Source organism: Nitrosomonas europaea (assembly GCF_900167395.1).
Taxonomy (GTDB): domain Bacteria; phylum Pseudomonadota; class Gammaproteobacteria; order Burkholderiales; family Nitrosomonadaceae; genus Nitrosomonas; species Nitrosomonas europaea.
The window spans coordinates 76,036-95,828 of the sequence record NZ_FUWK01000002.1 but is presented as its reverse complement, the minus strand read 5'-3'; the positions used below and the strand labels follow the sequence as shown (position 1 = coordinate 95,828).

Annotated in this window: 11 protein-coding genes and 1 pseudogene; 7 read left to right on the top strand and 5 right to left on the bottom strand. The window is 50.1% G+C overall.

Annotated elements, in window-relative coordinates; translation table 11 throughout:
* Window position 1: 1 nt before the first annotated feature.
* Window positions 2–2,740, bottom strand: a complete 2,739-nt coding sequence (locus tag B5D58_RS01375; RefSeq protein WP_011111244.1) for a cation-transporting P-type ATPase — start codon at window positions 2,738–2,740, stop codon at window positions 2–4.
* 265 nt (window positions 2,741–3,005) lie between these two features.
* Here B5D58_RS01375 and B5D58_RS01370 point away from each other — a divergent pair, with 265 nt between their 5' ends.
* Entirely contained in the window at window positions 3,006–3,788 is a 783-nt protein-coding gene (locus B5D58_RS01370; RefSeq protein ID WP_011111245.1) for a M90 family metallopeptidase, read from the top strand.
* Between the two features lie 6 nt (window positions 3,789–3,794).
* On the opposite strand, the gene B5D58_RS01365 is transcribed toward B5D58_RS01370, so the two are convergent.
* Complete coding sequence (locus B5D58_RS01365; protein WP_011111246.1) at window positions 3,795–4,979, bottom strand: iron-containing alcohol dehydrogenase; 1,185 nt, start codon at window positions 4,977–4,979, stop codon at window positions 3,795–3,797.
* Entirely contained in the window at window positions 4,979–5,281 is a 303-nt protein-coding gene (locus B5D58_RS01360) for an antibiotic biosynthesis monooxygenase (RefSeq protein ID WP_011111247.1), read from the bottom strand. The genes B5D58_RS01365 and B5D58_RS01360 overlap by 1 nt, the downstream gene beginning before the upstream one ends.
* A 223-nt stretch (window positions 5,282–5,504) precedes the next feature.
* Here B5D58_RS01360 and B5D58_RS01355 point away from each other — a divergent pair, with 223 nt between their 5' ends.
* Window positions 5,505–5,840, top strand: coding sequence for a cupin domain-containing protein (locus B5D58_RS01355; protein ID WP_011111248.1), 336 nt, complete (start codon window positions 5,505–5,507; stop codon window positions 5,838–5,840).
* A gap of 105 nt (window positions 5,841–5,945) precedes the next feature.
* Here B5D58_RS01355 and dcd read toward each other — a convergent pair whose 3' ends face one another.
* Window positions 5,946–6,512: a dCTP deaminase gene (dcd, locus tag B5D58_RS01350; RefSeq protein ID WP_011111249.1), complete on the bottom strand. Its 567-nt coding sequence runs from the start codon at window positions 6,510–6,512 to the stop codon at window positions 5,946–5,948.
* A 9-nt stretch (window positions 6,513–6,521) separates the two neighbouring features.
* Complete coding sequence (gene apbC / locus B5D58_RS01345; RefSeq protein ID WP_011111250.1) at window positions 6,522–7,607, bottom strand: iron-sulfur cluster carrier protein ApbC; 1,086 nt, start codon at window positions 7,605–7,607, stop codon at window positions 6,522–6,524.
* A gap of 99 nt (window positions 7,608–7,706) precedes the next feature.
* Between apbC and metG the strand changes: the two genes are divergently transcribed.
* The 5 genes and pseudogenes from metG (at window position 7,707) to cobN (ending at window position 19,761) form a co-directional block, all read left to right on the top strand.
* On the top strand, window positions 7,707–9,827 hold the full coding sequence (gene metG / locus B5D58_RS01340; protein ID WP_011111251.1) for a methionine--tRNA ligase: 2,121 nt from the start codon (window positions 7,707–7,709) through the stop codon (window positions 9,825–9,827).
* Window positions 9,828–9,948: 121 nt separating this feature from the next.
* Window positions 9,949–12,594, top strand: coding sequence for an aminopeptidase N (pepN, locus tag B5D58_RS01335; protein WP_011111252.1), 2,646 nt, complete (start codon window positions 9,949–9,951; stop codon window positions 12,592–12,594).
* Window positions 12,595–13,339: 745 nt separating this feature from the next.
* On the top strand, window positions 13,340–15,460 hold the full coding sequence (locus B5D58_RS01330) for a TonB-dependent receptor (protein ID WP_159445005.1): 2,121 nt from the start codon (window positions 13,340–13,342) through the stop codon (window positions 15,458–15,460).
* 220 nt (window positions 15,461–15,680) lie between these two features.
* The gene (locus B5D58_RS01325; RefSeq protein ID WP_050731234.1) at window positions 15,681–16,727 is read left to right on the top strand and encodes a cobaltochelatase subunit CobN; all 1,047 of its coding nucleotides are present in this window, start codon (window positions 15,681–15,683) and stop codon (window positions 16,725–16,727) included.
* Window positions 16,708–19,761 (top strand): annotated as a pseudogene (gene cobN, locus B5D58_RS14010) (cobaltochelatase subunit CobN). The gene B5D58_RS01325 and the pseudogene cobN overlap by 20 nt, the downstream one beginning before the upstream one ends.
* The last annotated feature ends 32 nt before the right edge of the window (window positions 19,762–19,793 follow it).

Below are 19,793 nucleotides of genomic sequence, written 5' to 3'. Positions count from 1 at the left end.
GTCAGGCCGATGTCACGACTGAAGCAAGGCGGGTATGCCGGATGACTGATTTCTCAATCTCGATGACACAAAACACCATCAATCCGGCAGCGATAGATTTGCACCATTGCAGCATCGTCAAATCGGTCGAATTGAATATGGACTGCATGGTAGGCAGATGAGTATAGGTAATCTGCAGCAGCAGGCAGGCAACAATCGCCAGCAGGACATAACGATTACCGGTCAGCCCTTCGAGATGAAGGACTGATGCAAAGGTATGGCGACTATTGATCAGATAGAACATCTCGGACATCACGATGGCATTGACTGCCATCGTGCGGGCTGTTTCCGTGCTGACCCCGATGTGCTGCTCCCACAGAAAAAGACCCAGTCCGCCAATCATCATCAATACAGATACCATCAGAACCCGCCAGACAAAAAAGCCGGACAGTAGCGCTTCTTTTGGTGACCTTGGGCGGTGATTCATGATGTTACGTTCTGCCGGCTCAAAAGCCAGTGCCAGCCCTAGGGTACTGACTGTCACCATATTGATCCACAACACCTGTGCCGGTGTGAGTGGTAGGGTGAATTCAAACAGAATGGCGGCTATGATGACGAGCGCTTCACCACCATTGGTGGGCAGCATGAACAGGATGAATTTTTTTAGATTGTCGTAAACAACCCGGCCTTCGCGTACTGCGTAAGCGATGGTGGCAAAGTTGTCATCGGCCAGTACCATGTCGGATGCTTCCTTGGCGGCTTCAGTACCTTTCATTCCCATGGCTACACCGACATCGGCACGTTTGAGTGCCGGTGCGTCGTTCACTCCATCTCCGGTCATCGCTACCACCTGACCACCGGCCTGTAGGGCTTTTACCAGGCGCAGTTTGTGTTCAGGGCTGGTTCGGGCAAAGATATCGACATCCATGACGATGTCACGCAAGGTATCATCATCCATGGCAGCGATTTCCATCCCGGTGAGTACCGGTCTGCCGGCTCCGATGGCCAGTTGTGCTCCGACAGCACGGGCAGTTTCTGCATGATCCCCGGTAATCATTTTGACCCGTATACCTGCCCGATGACATTCGGCCACGGCCTGAACGGCTTCTTCACGCGGGGGATCGATGATGCCAACCAGCGCAAGTAAAGTGAAACCCGTTTTCATATCATTGATTTTCAGGCTGTCTTCCTGCGGGGCTGATCGTTTGCAGGCCAGTGCCAGCAGGCGTAATCCTTTAGCAGCCGTGGCGCTTACCATCCGTTGCCAGTAGTCGATATCAATCGGCTGTTTACCATTCTGCTGCAACTGGGTGGTACACATATCCAGAATGCGTTCTGGCGCACCTTTGACGAAAATCCAGGGTTCATTCTCATTGTCATGGTGGTACGTTGCCATGAAGGAATGCTGGGATTCGAACGGGATGACGTCCCGTCGCGGCCAGGCTGTATTGGCATGATGATTGGAAAAACCGTTCTTTGCGCCCAGAATCAGCAGAGCTCCTTCGGTGGGATCTCCTTCCACGCTCCAGAGGCCATCCTTTTCCCGTAACAAGGCATCGTTGCACAGCACGCCGGAACGAATCGCCAGGGTAAGTGCCGGATAATGGGCAGGGTCGATGGTATGTCCATCGATACTGTATTCACCTGTCGGTACATAACCGACTCCGCTGACATCGATCGTATGATCGGCACAGACGATCCGCTGCACTGTCATTTCATTGCGCGTCAGTGTCCCGGTCTTGTCAGAGCAGATGACTGTCACTGATCCCAGTGCCTCGACTGCAGGCAGTCTTCGGATAATGGCATTGCGCCGTGCCATGCGCTGGACACCCAGTGCCAGCGTTACTGTCATGATGGCCGGTAATCCTTCCGGTATTGCGGAAGCAATCAAAGCTACCGCCATCATGAACATTTCTGCCGGCGCATGGTTACGCCACAGGGTTCCCAACAGAAAAGTCGCAGCAGAAGCGGCCAGTATGAAAACAGCCAGTTTGAATCCGAAGTGATCGATCTGGCGTAATAATGGGGTGGACAGATGCTGAGTATCTTCCAGCAATCGATTGATTTTGCCCAGTTCAGTTGCGCTGCCGGTTGCCACGACGATCCCGCTGGCCTGACCGTAAACGACCAGTGTGCCGGAAAAAGCCATGCCGTAGCGATCCCCGGGTAACGTGTCCGGCAGTGCTGTCTCGATTCGTTTTCTGACTGGTAGCGATTCGCCGGTCAGTGCAGCTTCTTCGACCTGCAGTTCTTTGACTGAAATCAGGCGTATGTCCGCCGGCACCCGATCACCGGAAGCGAGCAGAACCAGATCGCCGGGTACCAGTCCGGCCGCATCGATCTCATAGCGAGTACCGTCTCGGATGACCGTCGCATGTGGTGACAGCATGGCACGGATGGAATCGAGTGCCGTTTCTGCTTTGCCTTCCTGGATGAAACCGATGATGACATTGATGATCACGGCTGCCAGCAGGACGCCTGTATCCACCCAGTGACCCAGTACAGCCGTAATGGCGGCTGCGGCAATCATGATATACAGCAGGACATTGTGGAATTGCAGCAGCAGGCGCAGCAGTGGTCCGCGGCGTTTGGGCGGGATCAGACTATTCGGTCCGAACCGGGCAAAGCGATCGTTGACCTCGTCCGTTTTCAGACCGGCCGAGTCGGTGTGCAGGATCTGCCTGACTTCCGGCAGAGTCAGCGCATGCCATGCTGTCTGCTGTAAGGTTTCAGTGTGGTCAGTGACGCGGTGATCTGTCATAGCAAAAATACTGTAGATGGTCGGTAAATATAATATGTTTAACCGGGAGTATGGTCGGCTGTACCGGATATACTTTCTGACACGCTGGTTGAACAGGGTTCGGATAATTCTTCTGGCAGATCAACGTTTGACCTTGCCATTTCGTTGGTAAACAGGTTCGACGTTAAACGAACAGGATCAGGTTTTCAAGTTCCGAGTAGAAATAATACTGATGGAGAGGTGGTAATAATTTTATGTCGGTTGCTATCGAAAACTTTACCGACTCATGATCTGGTATCTGGAGAAATGGCGACGGCGCTGGATTCTCGGACGTAAACCGATTCGGGAATCTGTCTGGCAGTCTGCAGTGGATCAACTTCCCTTCCTGCATGGGTTGACTCAAGATGAATTCAGGCAGTTGCGGGAATGGACCAGCATTTTTCTGCATGACAAGAAGATAAATGGTGTGCAGGGACTGGTTGTGACAGAAGCAATGCGTGTGATGATTGCGGTGCAGGCCTGTCTGCTGATTCTGAAACTGGATCCGGAATACTATGATGACTGGGTGGAAGTGATCGTCTATCCTGGCAAGTTTATTCTCGATCATGCCTATACCGATGAAACCGGCATCGTTCATACCAGGCGGATGGTGGCTTCGGGTGAATCCTGGCAGGCCGGGCCGGTTATTCTGTCGTGGGAAGATGTAGTCCATGTTCACCATGAATCCGGATACAACGTGGTGATACACGAATTTGCACACAAACTGGATATGCTGAACGGTTCTGCCAATGGTTACCCGCCACTGCACAGCGATATGGATCCGCGGATATGGGCTGTTGTGTTCAGTCGGGCGTATGAAATTTTTTGCAGGCAGGTGGAGCGGGGTGAAGTCACAATAATGGATCCCTACGCAGCAGAGGATCCGGCGGAATTTTTTGCGGTATCGAGCGAAGTCTTTTTTACCAGGCCGTACCGGATCAAACAGTATTTTCCCGAGATGTACCAGCAACTGGCCCGGTATTACCGCCAGGATCCGGCGGCGAGGCAGGAATGTGAAACAGACAGTTGAATATTGTTACAGTCTTTCCAGCAGAATTTGCCGAATCTCATCATCAGTGAGCACGATCGGATTGGTTTTCATGCTGCTGCCACGGCAGTGGGCGATGACTTTATCGAGCCCGGCAGGTTGCAGACCGTAGTGTGACAGCCGGGGCAGGGTGAGTTCTTCTGTCCATTGCGTCAACAGATCGATCAGGGCATCAAAGGCGATTTCCGGATCGTTAAAGTGCTGCTTGCACAAAATCTCAGCAACATGCCGGTATTTTGCCAATGCCGGATTATCCGGCTCACGCATGTGCATGCTGTGAAGGTTGATCCGGGTGGCGGCTGCAACCAGGGTACCGCAAACGACACCATGCGGAATCGGGTAGAACGCACCGAGCGGGGATGCCAGGCCATGCACCGAACCCAACCCTGTTTGCGCCAGCGTGATACCGGAGAGCAGTGCAGCGTAAGCCATTTTCTCCCGGTGTTGCGCCAGCTCGCCTTGCTGGTGATAAAACGGGAGCAGTGCGTCACGAACAGCTTGCAATCCACTGATCGCCAGTGCATCGGTGAGGGCATTGGCTTTGAGGGATACGTACGATTCCAGCAATTGTGTCAGCGCATCCATACCGTTGGCAGCGATGACGCCGGGCGGGCAACTGGCCAGTAAATCCGGATCGACGATTGCATATTCAGCAACCAGTTTGTCGTGACGGAAGGATTTCTTGAAACCATTCTCACCTTGCACGCTGAGTACGGCGTTTTTGGTTGCCTCACTGCCAGTGCCGGCGGTCGTGGGGACAGCGATGAATGGTACGGCTGGCCCCTGATACGACAGCTCCGGGCCAACTCCTTCGAGGTAATCCATTACTGAATGTTGTACTTGCAGCAACCCGGCTACGGCTTTGGCAGTATCGAGTACGCTGCCACCTCCGATGCCAATGACTGCAGCAAAGTGTTCATTGGCATAATCTATGACGAAGTCATCGATCAAAGCAGGAGAAGGCTCTTCCGCTACCATGGCATGTCGCCAGGTGATGGCGCGATGCTCAAACTGATCGATCAGAAGCCGCCAGTAGGGAGTATTCATAAAGGAGTGCGCGCCGGTAACCAGCAAAATATGGTTGCCATAACTTTCGATGATATCCGGCAGTTTTTTCAGAACCCCTGCACCAAATTCGATGCGCGGCAGCCGGGCAATAGAAAAGGGCATCATCAGTCATCCCCGGTTGGATACAAACCACCATATATCACCCCCTTACGTGGCTCAGCCATCCAATCTGCAACGGTATCGCGCCAGGTTAGATAATGTGCGGTTTCTTTATGTGCTGCAGCATCTTTCCTGGTTTTGTATGCTTCATAAAGTACAAACCGGGTTGGATCATCGGCAGACTGCAGAATATCGAAACGCATATTGCCCGGTTCGCGAATCGATTGTTCGTGATTCATACGGGTGGCTTCCTTAAATGCTTCCGTTTTATCTGTTTTGACGGATGCATAGACAATAGTGACATACATGACGTAAATCCTCTGCGTTTAGGGGTTCTGAATAGGCACCCTGATTATGGGCGTGCAATTCTCCGCGTGCAAGCCAGACCTCCCCGATTCTTGTGAGACAATTTTTTAAAATATCAGGTCTGGCATAACCGGATATTTCAGGCTTGCGATCTTATAATTGCTGATAGATCGAATTCTCATTCGAGATCTGATCTGAATCATCAATCAAGGAGAATGTTTACGTATGGATATCTATCAACTGTCTGATTTGATGGGCAGGCGGAAAGAATCGGGCGAGTCTTATCTGGAATTCTTGCGGGTACCTTCGTTGAGTATGGGGGTTTATACCTTGCCGGCAGGAGCGGAAGATTTACAGGAGCCGCATACCGAGGATGAGGTTTATTATGTGGTGCACGGTAAGGCACGTATGCGGATAGGCAGCGATTATCGAGAGATCTCCGCTGGCAGCATCATTTTCGTGGCGGCCAATGTTGAGCACTGTTTCTGCGATATCACAGAAGATCTGACCGTGCTGGTGTTTTTTGCGCCGGCCGAATACACCCATCAGGGGGGTGAATAACGGACTCCACCTGAGGGATTCTTTTTTTGAGGCAAGAACCGGGAATGAAATAGAAATAAGGAGAGATGAGTGGATGAGAAATACCGGTGCGGGTATTTCTCAAGTTTATATTTTGGGCAGTGTGACTCCCTGCTGAAACTGGTATTTGCCGTTACGATCTTTGTATGATGTTTCACATACTTCATCGGATTCGAAGAAGATGACCTGCGCTACGCCTTCATTGGCATAAATTTTGGCAGGCAAAGGAGTGGTATTGGAAAACTCCAGTGTGACATAACCCTCCCATTCCGGCTCGAAGGGGGTGACATTGACAATGATGCCGCAGCGGGCATAGGTGGATTTTCCGAGGCAGATCGTCAGTACGTTGCGCGGGATACGGAAATACTCGACAGTACGTGCCAGTGCAAAAGAGTTGGGTGGAATGATGCATATATCGCCTTTGACATCGACAAACGAGTTGGAATCAAAGCGTTTTGGATCGACGATGGTTGAATTCAGATTGGTGAACAGCTTGAATTCATCTGAGCAGCGAATATCGTAGCCATAGCTGGAGGTGCCATAGGAAACGATACTCTCACCATTGCGCTGCTTAATCTGATTGGGCTCGAATGGCTCGATCATATTGTATTCAGCAGCCATTCTGCGGATCCACTTGTCTGACTTGATTGACATTAGAGGCCCTTAGTCGTCTTCCATGATGATCTGAGTAAACACATCCGAATAATCGCGCGCCATATCGGAGATTTTGGCGGCAACCAGGCGTGCAATGGTGCGATAAATATCTGCGATCTGTCCGTCCGGTTCGGCTACTACGCTGGGCTTGCCGGCATCAGTGTGTTCACGGATGCGGATATCCAGCGGCAGTGCACCGAGCAGTTCGACGTTGTAATCCCGGCACATTTTTTCACCCCCGCCGGTTCCGAAAATCGGTTCGGTGTGTCCGCAGTGTGAACAGGTGTGCAGACTCATGTTTTCCACGATACCCAGAATGGGAATGCCGACTTTTTCAAACATCTTCAAGCCTTTGCGGGCATCCAGCAGTGCGATGTCCTGCGGCGTGGTAACGATTACCGCACCGGTCACCGGAATTTTCTGGGCGAGTGTCAATTGAATATCACCGGTGCCAGGTGGCAGATCGATGACCAGATAGTCGAGATCATGCCAGCGGGTGTCGTTCAGCAATTGCTGCAAAGCCTGTGTCACCATCGGTCCGCGCCAGACCATCGGTGTTTCCACATCGATCAGCAATCCGATCGACATCATCTGGATACCGTGTGCCTGCATCGGTTCGATGGTTTTGCCATCCGGAGAATCGGGCCGTCCGCTGACACCGAGCATTTGTGGTTGTGAGGGGCCGTAAATATCCGCATCCAGAATTCCCACAGTTGCGCCTTCAGCAGCCAGTGCCAATGCAAGATTGACGGCAGTCGCGGATTTACCGACCCCCCCTTTGCCTGAAGCCACGGCGATAACATTCTTGACGCCGGGAATCAGCTTAAGTTTACGTTGTGCGCTGTGGGCAATGATATTGCTGGTTACATTGACTGTTATCGATCCGATCCCCGGCACAGTGCGTATAGCCTGTTCGATTTGCTGGTGAACGGTATTCAGCACGCTTTTGGCCGGATAACCAAGTTCGATATTGACCGAGACATTATCCTGCTTGATTTGAATGTCGCTGACTGCCTTGCTGGTTAGATAATCCTTGCCGGTTGTGGGATCGATAATCTGCCCCAGTACTGTTTCAATTTGTTGTTGTGTGATCAATTGAAAAAGCTCCTGTGATCAAAAACTATTGATGTTAGCAAATATCGCGTCGGCTGGTTTGTTATACAATTCTTTTTTCATATATTTGACTGGTAACTGATGACTATACGCAATATCCTGGTAACTTCCGCATTGCCTTATGCCAATGGCAGCATTCATCTCGGACATCTGGTTGAGTATATCCAGACCGATATCTGGGTGCGTTTCCAGAAAATGCAGGGGCATACCGTCTATTATGTTTGTGCGGATGATACTCACGGCACGCCCGTCATGCTGCGTGCCGAAAAGGAAGGAATTTCGCCTGAAGCGCTGATTGCACGCGTTCATGCGGAACATCTGCGTGATTTTACCGGCTTTCATATTGCTTTCGACCAGTATTACAGTACGCATTCCGATGAGACACGCTACTATGCCGAGGATATTTACCGCAAATTGAAAGAAGCGGGACTGATTGCCGTGCGTGCAATCGAACAGCTTTATGATCCGATCAAAAACCTGTTTCTGCCGGATCGTTTTGTCAAAGGTGAATGTCCCAAATGTGGTGCAGCCGAACAATACGGAGATTCCTGCGAGGCTTGTGGTGCGGCCTATACGCCGACCGAACTGAAGAATCCCTATTCTGCCGTTTCCGGTGCAACTCCCGTCAGAAAAACTTCAGAGCATTTCTTCTTCAAATTGTCCGATAGCCGCTGTGCGGATTTTCTGCGTCGCTGGACGCATGAAGGGAATCACCTGCAGGCAGAAGCAGCCAACAAAATGGCGGAATGGCTGGGTGAAGCAGGAGAGAACAAACTTTCCGACTGGGATATTTCGCGTGATGCTCCTTATTTCGGCTTCGAAATCCCCGGTGAAACCGGCAAGTATTTTTACGTCTGGCTGGATGCGCCCATTGGTTACATGGGCAGCTTCAAAAAACTCTGTGCCCGGAAGGGAATTGATTTCGACGCGTACTGGAAAAAGGATTCCACAACCGAGCTTTATCATTTCATCGGTAAGGATATTCTTTATTTCCATGCACTTTTCTGGCCAGCGATGCTGGAGAACGCGGGCTACCGGACACCCACACAGATTTTTGCTCACGGTTTTCTGACTGTGAACGGTGAAAAAATGAGTAAATCACGCGGTACGTTCATTACCGCGGAAAGCTATCTGGAACAGGGGCTGAACCCGGAATGGCTGCGCTACTACTATGCCGCCAAGCTGAATGGCAGTATGGAAGATATCGACCTCAACCTGGATGATTTCGTCGCGCGCGTCAATTCTGATCTGGTGGGCAAATACATCAACATCGCCAGCCGGTGTGCGGGATTCATCAGCAAGCGGTTTGGCGGCAAGCTGGTGAGTGGTGAGGATTACCGTCTGCTGCAGCAAATGGTGGATGAACATTTTGCCGGCTGGCAGCCGGGGGTGATCGAGGCTGCTTATGAAGCACGTGATTTTTCTGCAGCAGTACGCCATATCATGCGACGCGCAGATGAAGTCAATGAGCTGATTCATGAGCTCGCCCCCTGGGAGATTGCCAGAGATGAAACGCGGGAGCGGGAGCTGCACCGTGCCTGCAGCTTGGGCATCCAGATGTTTTATCTGCTTTCCTGTTATCTGAAGCCGATCCTGCCGCGCACTGCCGCACAAATTGAGGATTTCCTCAATCTGGGTGAATTGAGCTGGCAGAAGCAGCAGGCCGGGCAACCTTTATCCGATACACTGCTGCCGCCCGGCCATGTGATCAACCCCTATCAGCACCTCATGACCCGTATCGATCCAAAGCAGATTACTGCACTGATTACGGCCAATCAACAAACCATGCAGCAAACGATGAATACAGAAACTGAATCACACTCCCCGCAACGACATGGTCAGGCGCAACAGCATCCCGTTGCTCCGATTGCGGAAACCATTTCAATCGAAGATTTCGTCAAAATCGATCTGCGCATTGCCCGTATTGTGGATGCGCAACATGTCCCGGGTGCTGACAAATTGCTGCAACTGACACTGGATATCGGCTCTGAACAGCGTACTGTCTTCGCCGGCATCAAATCTGCTTATGATCCGGAACAGCTCAAAGGGCGTCTGACGGTCATGGTCGCCAATCTTGCTCCACGCAAAATGAAATTCGGATTATCCGAAGGCATGGTGCTGGCTGCAAGTGGTGAAAACGGAGGAGGGCCTTTCCTGCTCGCCCCGGATAGCGGTGCACAACCGGGTATGCGAGTGAAATAGTGTTGAGCCGTGACGGCGGTGCATTCGGTATTTTCTCCTGCTGATTACACTTGACGGCTTGAAATCAAGAGACATAAGTGGGTTAATGCTTATTTGACCCACTTATTGTTCTTTACTGATCATGTCCGATATATCTGGTACTCCCATTACCCCTGTTGTTGCTGTTACCCGCCTTGCTGATTACCGTGTTCCAGAATTTCTGATTGAAAAAACGCATCTGACGTTTGAGCTGCACGAAGGTTATACCGATGTCAGCAGCAGGCTGACAATTACCCGCAATCCGCAGAGTACAAAAGCAGATCATCTGGTTTTGCACGGCGAGCAGCTGGAATTGCTTTCTCTGGCGATTGATGAGCAGCCGCTTGATGCCGGAGGTTATCAGATAACACCGCACAATCTGACCATTCGCAACGTACCGGAACAGTTTGTACTGCACTGCAAAACCCGCATCTATCCTGAAAAAAATACTGCACTGGAAGGACTTTATCGCTCCAGTGGCATGTACTGCACGCAGTGTGAGGCCGAGGGTTTTCGCAAGATCACGTATTATCTGGACAGGCCGGATGTCATGAGCGAGTTTGAAACGGTAATCATTGCCCGGGAAGGTACTTTTTCGACCATACTTTCCAATGGCAATTGTCTGTCCGATACGGTGCGTGATGGCAAGCGCATCGTGCACTGGCACGATCCTTTCAAAAAACCCAGCTATCTATTTGCGCTGGTTGCGGGCAATCTGGTCTGTCTGGAAGACAGCTTTATCACGCAATCCGGCCGCCAGATTCTATTGCAAATCTATACCGAAGCAAAAGACAGTGATAAATGTCATTTCGCGATGCAGTCATTGCAAAAAGCCATGCACTGGGATGAACAGGTCTACGGCCGGGAATACGATCTGGATCGTTTCATGATAGTCGCTGTGGATGATTTCAACATGGGGGCAATGGAAAACAAGGGGCTGAATATCTTCAACACGTCCTGTGTACTGGCTCATCCGGCCAGTACGACTGATACCGCATTTCAGCGCGTGGAAAGGGTAATCGCCCATGAGTATTTTCATAACTGGTCCGGCAACCGGGTCACTTGTCGTGACTGGTTTCAGTTGAGCCTGAAAGAGGGGTTGACGGTTTATCGCGATTCTGAATTCTCAGCGGACATGAACAGCCGTGCGGTCAAGCGGATAGAGGATGTCAGTCTCATACGCGGCGTACAGTTTGTTGAAGATGCCGGTCCGATGGCGCATCCGGTGCGGCCGGATTCCTATATGGAGATATCCAATTTTTATACCGTCACCATTTATGAGAAAGGGGCTGAAGTGGTGCGCATGCTGGCCAATATACTGGGGCCGGAGCAATACCGCCAGGCAACGGATCTGTATTTCAGCCACTTTGATGGGCAGGCCGTCACTTGCGATGATTTCGTCCAGTGCATGGAGGAAGTATCAGGCAGGGATCTGTGCCAGTTTCGTCTGTGGTATTCGCAGGCTGGCACGCCGCAATTGCATATCAGCGACAGCTATGACGCTGACCGCGAGCAATATAGTCTGACTGTTCGCCAGCATACGCCCGCAACACCCGGGCAGACTGAGAAAGAAGCGCTTCATATCCCGCTCAAGGTTGCACTCTACGGCAGCAAAGGCGCATTGCCTCTGGTGATTGACGGGCTGGCCAGAGGTACGGAAACCGTACTGGATATCTGTGAGGCGCATCAGACCATCGTGTTTGAGCAGGTGGCAGAAAACCCTGTGCCATCTTTATTGCGTGGTTTCTCGGCACCGGTCAGAGTTTTTTATGACTACCAGCTGACGCAACTGCGGCAATTGATTCTGCTCGATAGCGATGGTTTCTGCCGTTGGGATGCCATGCAGAGCCTGATGCGCATCGTGCTGAGCAAAGCGATTGACGGCGAAGATAACCTTGCAGAGCAGACGGTACTGATAGAGGTACTTAAACAATTGCTGGCTGATCACGCAGCTATGGATGCCGCTTTATTGGCCTGCATGCTGGATTTGCCCGGTGAGCAATATCTGGCAAGCCTTTATGACAAAGCCAACCCGCCGGCAATTAGTTGGGCATTAACGCAGTTACAGTATCGGCTTGCCATGCAATTGCAGACAGAACTGCTGAGCTGTTACCAGGCTTTGCAGGATAACGCATCCGGGTTATCTGCACGGGCGATGGCAGCACGCAGCTTACGCAATCGGGCTTTGGCATATTTGCTGCACATTGATGATGAATATTATCGTGATCTGGCGCAGCAGCAGTTTATTCAGGCAGACAACATGACTGACCAGTTTGCTGCCCTGAGAGGGCTGGTTCATGCCGAACATGCCGGGGCAGCAGCACAGGAAGCGCTGCAGGCGTTTTACCGGCAATGGCAACATGATGCGCTGGTAGTAAATATGTGGTTTCAGGTGCAGGCAACACGGCCCTGGGGTAATGTCCTGCAGGAAGTGCAGCAGCTTTTGAACCATGAAGCATTTGATGCATGTAATCCGAATAAATTGCGTGCCGTGATCGCCGCTTTTGCCAATCAGAATTTTGCCGGTTTCCATGACAGCTCAGGTAAAGCCTATCAGTTTCTGGCAGATCAGATCGCCGACATCGATCAACGTAACCCGCAAATGGCCGCCCGCCTGCTGGCACCATTAACGCACTGGCATCAGTTTATTGACGAACACGCCACGTTAATGCGCAAGGCATTGGAATCACTATCCCAACGTGAATTGAGCAAGGATGTGTACGAGGTCGTGAGCAAGAGTCTGAACTGAAGGGCTGTGGGTTAGCAGGGTACGAGAATTTATGTGCTTGCCATTCGCGGGGCAGGAAGTTCGTCGGCAACATACGCCACGCACCACCTGCCCGGGTCATCCCGCAGCATTGAACATCTCTTGCACTTGTATCAACGGTATGTTTGAAGTACTGATTTACAACATAAGACATTTCGTACCTGCCTGCAGCTACTGTAAAAGAAATCGACATATAAGCAATCAGATTTCTATCAGGTATGACACGTATCAACCTGATTTATGACATAAGAATTAATAAAACTCAAATAATCATTGGTTTAATATCAAGTATCGTTCTGTAGTACACCAGCATAATCCGGCAAGCTCATCCTTCTCAACGAAAAATAATCTCTCTTCTTTTATCCTGGGACTATCGTCTCTTGTCTTTCTGAGAAATTTTTTCACTCCGTTTGTTTTTACCTTTTTGCATACTCATTTGTCACGAAATTCACCTGTCTCATAACAGTTTTACAAAAGCAAATAGACTCTCTTTAGATATAAATGCTTGATATATAGATGAGAAATTATTGATGTGACAATTTGTCACATTGACGCATCTTAAATCTATGCAGCATCCTTATTTCTACTGGTAACTGTTTTAACAGGAATAAGGGAGAAGGTTTTTATGAAGGTTTGGCGTGGTTGTGACAAAAATACATCATTGGACTGGCTTATTCATCGAATATATCCTGCAAGAATTTCTGCATGGAAATGGTTCTCCTGTCTGATGTTCTGGTTACCGGCACTTCCTTTATTTGCACAACAACTTTCACCTGAACAGCCGGCACAGTTCGATACCATCAGTGTTACTGCCACGCGCGAAGCGCGTACTACCAAAGAAGTACCGCAGTCGATCAGTGTAGTAGATGAAAAACGGATTAAAGATGTGCGCATGTTTAATATCAAAGATGCTATTCAGGGTCAGGTGCCGGGTTTACGCATCGAGAGTAATAATAATGCTTATGACGCCAAAATCTCGATCCGTGGTGCAGGATTGAAAGCGCAATTTGGTGTGCGGGAGATCAATCTGCTGCGCGATGGCGTACCGATACTCGATCCAGACAGTTTTGGACGACTCGATTTTGTTGATCCGGATGATGTTGAACGGATCGAAGTGACACGCGGGCCGGGAGATCTTTACAGCGCAGGGACAGCCGGCGGCACCATTCACATCATTTCACGCTCCGCATTCGATGATCAGCACAATGTTATCCGTGGCGGTGTGGGGAACTGGGGCACACATAACCTGCATACTCGTTTCGGTAAGGTTTTCAATGAACATGCGCTTGCTTTTACCTTTTCTCGCCGCCATACCGATAACGACTGGCGGAGACATAATCGCTTTAGCAGCACTAATGCGGGACTCAAACATGGCTGGCAGCTGGGGGAATCGAGCTTGCTTGAAACCGAGATTACTTACAGTGATGTCAAGTTAAATCTGCCAGGCTCGCTCAGCCGGGAGCAATATGCCCAATATCGTAATACTGGGAAAGCACTGGAAACACAGGATCCCTGGAAAAATTCCGCACGAGATTCCCAGATATTGTTTATGAACAGTCGCCTGGAACATCGTGCGGGGGATTGGCTGTTCAAGCCGCGTATCTATTACAACCAATGGAAACAGTTTCATCCGGTTACTGGACAAATCAATGTCACGGATGGTTGGGAGCGGAATTTTGGTTTTGATCTTGAAGGAATCTATACGCACTCTTTATTTGGTATACCCGGATCGATGGTAATTGGTGGTACCTGGCGGCGTAACTGGAATGATGGTGCATTACAGTATGCTTACGCTGACGTACTGACGGTGCCGGGAAGCGGACGTATCATATCCACTCTTTCTGATCGTAAAGGGCAGATCAATTCCCGCAGCAAATCCACCAATGATTTATGGGGGGTCTATTTTCTGGAAAGCCTCTCTCCATTGGATCGTCTCACCGTCGATCTGCAAATGCGCTTTGATCAGGTCAGCTTCGATATCGAGCGCAATGAATTCCAGCGTTACGATTTTGCAAGTGGGCGCTATACACCGGGGCGTGGTTTGATTCAGGTCAGGGAAAAATACGATCTGTTTGCGCCCAAAGCAGCGGTAACGTATCGCGCTACTGATCTGATCAATGTGTATGCATCAGTTGCACATGCCAACCAGGTTCCGGCAGATAGTGAAGTCCAGAATGCGGTTGAATTTGGACGTACGCTGAAGGCCTCCGGTCATCTCAATTATGAAGCCGGGTTCAAGGGACGCGGACGTAACTGGTCGTTTGATCTCACTGGCTATCATACCGATGTCAGTAATGAAATCATTTCTTTTGTGCAGAACCTGCAAACACTGTATACCAATGCGGGCAAAACCAGTAAGAACGGTTTTGAATTTTTTGGTAACTATGCCTTCACCTCCGGGTTCGAAGTTGGTGCCAGTTATACTTATACGGATCTGAAATTCAACAGATTGACTGAGCCGCTGACAATTATTGATCCTGCTACCAATCAGCGTACCACGATCAATGCCAACCGTTCCGGTAACCAGGTGCCTCGTTTTCCTGAGCACATGTATTTTGTTTATACGACTTACCGGCATTTGAGCGGATGGCACGGGAGAATCGAGACACGTGGACAAAGTGATTATTTTACTGATAACGCCAATACTGAACGGCATGGTGGTTATCATTTCCTGACCAATCTCACCGTAGGATATGACCGAAAACACTGGGGATTAACATTTAATGTCCAGAATTTATTCGATAAACGCTACGCAGTTGATGTCAACAAAGATGCGAGTGGTTCACGAGTCAGTTTTACACCAGGTATGCCCAGGACATTCATGGGGTATGTTTCCTATAAATTCTGATAATTCTGCTTAAAGCACGTGATATCAGACAAAAATTTGCTGATGTATTCAGCCTGATCGCTGGTGAGATCCTGATGTTTTGTCGGATTTGATCTGTACATGAATTACGCTATTTTTAGGCTACTGATCATTACTGGTGCGACAATTTGCCACATTGACGCAAATCTCTTCAACACCAATAATTCTCATTTACGTCCCCTGAATGAATGAGAGATACCTGATGAAATGCCGCCTGTTGCTGGGATTACTAATCTGCTTATCACCATTGGTTGCCACAGCAACGAAGGTTGCCGTATTGAGTACAAGTTTTGTACTGGAACATAAATTCAAGCTAATGGAAGCCACTGCACGTGATCAAGATTTGGATCTGGCATGGACGCAAGTGGATCGAGAAGGTGAAACAGGTGTGTCACGAGTACTCAATGGTGCAGCTTTTGTCATCATTGATGCTCCTAACAACGAAGCCATATCGCAGGTCGGGCAGGTGGCAGGTGAACAACTGCGTACTCTGACAATTCCTGTCTTGAGTGTCCACCGGTTTAACCCGTCGCTGCGCATGCAAGCGCAACGGATGGAAGAAGAACAGGCTCGTCAGTTATTCACTTATTACATCAGCGGTACACATGTCAACCGCGAACGCATGATGCACTACCTGAAAACCTGGCTGACAGGCGAGGATGTATCGGCTGCAGCGCCACCGATTGAACTACCTGACAGCGGTATTTATCATCCGGATGCTGAACAGATGGTATTTGCTTCTCTCCCCGAGTATCTGGACTGGTGGCAACAGCGACATAACCAGCCCTGGCGTGATAATCCGATCATCGGAATGGAAACTGCCAGCAGTTACCTCAGCGATGGGCAAACACGTCAACTTGATGAAACGATCGCAGCTATTGAACGCGCTGAAGGAGTGCCACTGATTTTTTACCGGGCCAGCCGTTCTCGTTCCAGATCAACCACCCGTTCCCCGGAACAGGATGAGCAACAGGGTAGAAGATCTGAGGGAAAAATGCCGGGAAACATACGAATAGCTGTACAAACAATCGGTACAGCTGACAGCAGCGGTTTTCCCAACCCCGCTTCACAACCGATGGATGTGGCTGATGAACCTCTGATTATGCTCGATGGAAAAACCATTTTAGATGTCCTGATGGTCAACACATTTCTGGGAATCAACCCGGATGAGCGCAAAGCCTGGTATCGATCGCTTGATATCCCGGTAATCAATTTCATGCAATACCGCAATGGATTATGCCGAGGATAAAACCGGTATCAGCAGCTTTATGCTGCCTTTTATGCTGACTGTCGCTGAATATATCGGATTACAGGATCCGGTACTGGTTACCACGAACGAAGATGGAGAGCTGGTGTCGATGCCGGAACAAATGGATCTGCTCATCGGCAAACTCATCAATCTGGCTCGGTTGAAAACGCTGCCGAATGCAGAAAAAAACGTCGCATTATTATTCTGGAATCATCCTCCGGGAGAACATAACCAGGGTGCATCCAACCTGAATGTTCCCCGTTCAATCACTCACCTGACAGAACGGTTACGCGATGAAGGTTACGCGTTTGATACCGTCAGTGAGGATCAGGTCATAGCGGCTGTCGGCGAGATGCTGCGGCCGGTTTATCGCAAAGACTCCCTGCCGGAACTGATGCAGACGCCTCACTGGGATTTTCTGCCGCTGGTCACATACAGGGAATGGTTTGCAACACTGCCTGAGGAAGTACGCGAACGGATCGATACATACTGGGGAAAAGCGGAAAGAAGCCCCTGGGTGGTACAGCACGAGGACGGTACAACCGGTTTTGTGATCCCGCGCCTGAAACTCGGCCGACTGGCAGTACTGCCACAACCGCCGCGCGGAGAAATCGCGGATGAAAACGAAGAGAAGTTGTTTCACGACACGAAAATTCCGGTCAATCATTTTTATCTTGCTACCTACCTGTGGATACGTACACAGCAACCCGCACATGCCATCGTTCATTTTGGCACCCATGGCACGCAAGAATGGACACCCGGCAAGGAGAGAGGATTGTGGGCATTCGATGATCCCAATCTACTGGCAGGTAATGTGCCGGTGATTTATCCGTACATTGTGGACAACATCGCGGAGGCGATACATGTTAAACGACGCGGCCGGGGAGTGATCGTCAGTCATCAGACACCACCTTTTTCCCCTGCCGGATTGTCTGATGATTTCGCTCAGATCAATGATGCGATTCGTGAATATGAATCTCTTGATGAAGGACTGGTGAAAGAAAACGCGCGCAAGCAGATTATTGATTTGGTGATCAGAATGAACATTCATCAGGATATGTCGTGGAAAGTTGCTGATCTGGAACGTAGCTTTCCTGATTTTCTGCGCGAAATCGAGGATTATCTGGAACATTTGGCCATTGCGCAGCAGCCGCTCGGGCTGCATGTGCTGGGGCAGGATATGGAGCGCGCCCATATGATCAGCACCGTCATGCAAATGCTGGGGCAGCCACTTTACGAAGCGTTTGGCTTCAATAATGCTGGAGAGGTGTTTACCGAAGATTACCGGCAGATACAGGCATCTGCACCGTATCACTTCGTCGATGAATGGGTACTGAGTGACAAATCACTGGATACATTAAAAAACAAAATACGCGTTGAACTCGCTGAATGTGGCCGCGTATTTGCTGCCACCTTTCGTACAGCCGGCGAAATAGAATCGGTGCTGCGCGCATTGGCGGCGCGCTGGATTGATCCTTCCTACGGAGGAGACCCGATCCGTAATCCGGATGCCTTGCCAACGGGACGCAATATGTATGGCTTTGATCCCTCACGCATCCCGACCCGTGCAGCATATGAGGCCGGTAAGGAATCACTGGAACATCTGATTCTGACCTATCAGTCGACTCACGATGGACAATTTCCGGACAAGCTTGCTTTTACGCTGTGAAGTACAGAAACCATGCGCCACCTCAGCATGTTGGAAGCACAGATCTTGTATGCCCTGGGAGTGCGGCCGATCTGGGATGAAGGCGGTCGTGTAACCGGTATGGAAAAAATTCCATTGGCAGAACTGGGCCGTCCACGTATCGATCCGGTGATATCGATTACCGGTCTGTATCGTGATCAGTTCCCCAATGTCATGGAACGTCTCAACGAGGCGATCGTGATGTTGGCTGCAGAAGATGAGCCGGCTGAACAAAATTTCGTACGCACCAACAGCTTGCGCATTCTGGCGGAGATGCTGGCACGAGGGTTATCCAGGGAAGATGCTGGTGCGATCGCGCATACCCGTATCTTTGGTAATGAAAGTGGAAATTATGGTACTGGCCTGACAGATGCAACACTGGCATCCAATCGGTGGGAGGAAGGCGATGGCAAGCTCGAACGACAGTATCTGTCCAATATGTCCTGGACATATGGTCCGAGTACAGCCAGCTGGAGCAAGAAATACACAGATAGCAAAAACGGTGAAGTGAATGCTTATGCCGAGCATCTGCGCGGAACACGTGCAACAGTATTTTCCCGCTCATCCAATCTGCGCGGGCTGCTCGATACCGATCATCCGTTTGAATATCTGGGTGGTATTTCCATGGCTGTCCGGCATCTCGATGGTGCGGCGCCGCAATTATATATTTCTAATATGCGTGATCCGAACCGCGCACAACTGGAAGCGGCTGATAAATTCCTCGCAACCGAGCTGCGATCAGTCTATCAGCATCCAAACTGGCTGGCCGAGATGATGAAAGAAGGTTACAGCGGAACTTTACAAGTGTTGAATACGATCAATAATTTTTGGGGCTGGCAGGTCATGGATCGCAACATCGTAAGGGATGATCAATGGCAATCTTTTCATGAGATTTATATAAACGACCATTACCAGCTTGGTTTACGTGAGTGGTTCGAGCATAACCATCCGGCAGCACTGGCACAAATTGTTGAGCGTATGCTGGAAGCAATTCGCAAGGATTACTGGCAGGCCGGTGAGCAAACCATTCAGGAACTGATAACCATCTATATCGAGCTGGCACAACAGCATGATATCCATACCGGTAACGAAACTTTCAAGGCTTATGTACAAGAGCTGATGACCAATTTTGGTATGGCTGCACTGGACAATAAACCGGCAGAATCAGCAACCACCACGCTATCAGATGCTGTACCGGCTGATTCCGCGCCGCAAGTCACCGGAGAAACTGAAAATATCAGTGGGCAGCAGATGAGTGAAGTATCACCGGCCGGGGAAGCAATTCAACTGATATGGACCTATGCCCGGTTACTGATCCTGATCATAGTGAGTGGCTTTTTTTGGTAGGCGTGGGGCACCTGGCACGAAGTGCGCACGCG

What these genes read in the sequence shown, in the direction of transcription:
- B5D58_RS01375 (WP_011111244.1), bottom strand. Translation starts at nt 2,740, where the DNA reads ATGACAGATCACCGCGTCACTGACCACACTGAAACCTTACAGCAGACA.
- B5D58_RS01370 (WP_011111245.1), top strand. Translation starts at nt 3,006, where the DNA reads ATGATCTGGTATCTGGAGAAATGGCGACGGCGCTGGATTCTCGGACGT.
- B5D58_RS01365 (WP_011111246.1), bottom strand. Translation starts at nt 4,979, where the DNA reads ATGATGCCCTTTTCTATTGCCCGGCTGCCGCGCATCGAATTTGGTGCA.
- B5D58_RS01360 (WP_011111247.1), bottom strand. Translation starts at nt 5,281, where the DNA reads ATGTATGTCACTATTGTCTATGCATCCGTCAAAACAGATAAAACGGAA.
- B5D58_RS01355 (WP_011111248.1), top strand. Translation starts at nt 5,505, where the DNA reads ATGGATATCTATCAACTGTCTGATTTGATGGGCAGGCGGAAAGAATCG.
- dcd (WP_011111249.1), bottom strand. Translation starts at nt 6,512, where the DNA reads ATGTCAATCAAGTCAGACAAGTGGATCCGCAGAATGGCTGCTGAATAC.
- metG (WP_011111251.1), top strand. Translation starts at nt 7,707, where the DNA reads ATGACTATACGCAATATCCTGGTAACTTCCGCATTGCCTTATGCCAAT.
- pepN (WP_011111252.1), top strand. Translation starts at nt 9,949, where the DNA reads ATGTCCGATATATCTGGTACTCCCATTACCCCTGTTGTTGCTGTTACC.
- B5D58_RS01330 (WP_159445005.1), top strand. Translation starts at nt 13,340, where the DNA reads ATGTTCTGGTTACCGGCACTTCCTTTATTTGCACAACAACTTTCACCT.
- B5D58_RS01325 (WP_050731234.1), top strand. Translation starts at nt 15,681, where the DNA reads ATGAAATGCCGCCTGTTGCTGGGATTACTAATCTGCTTATCACCATTG.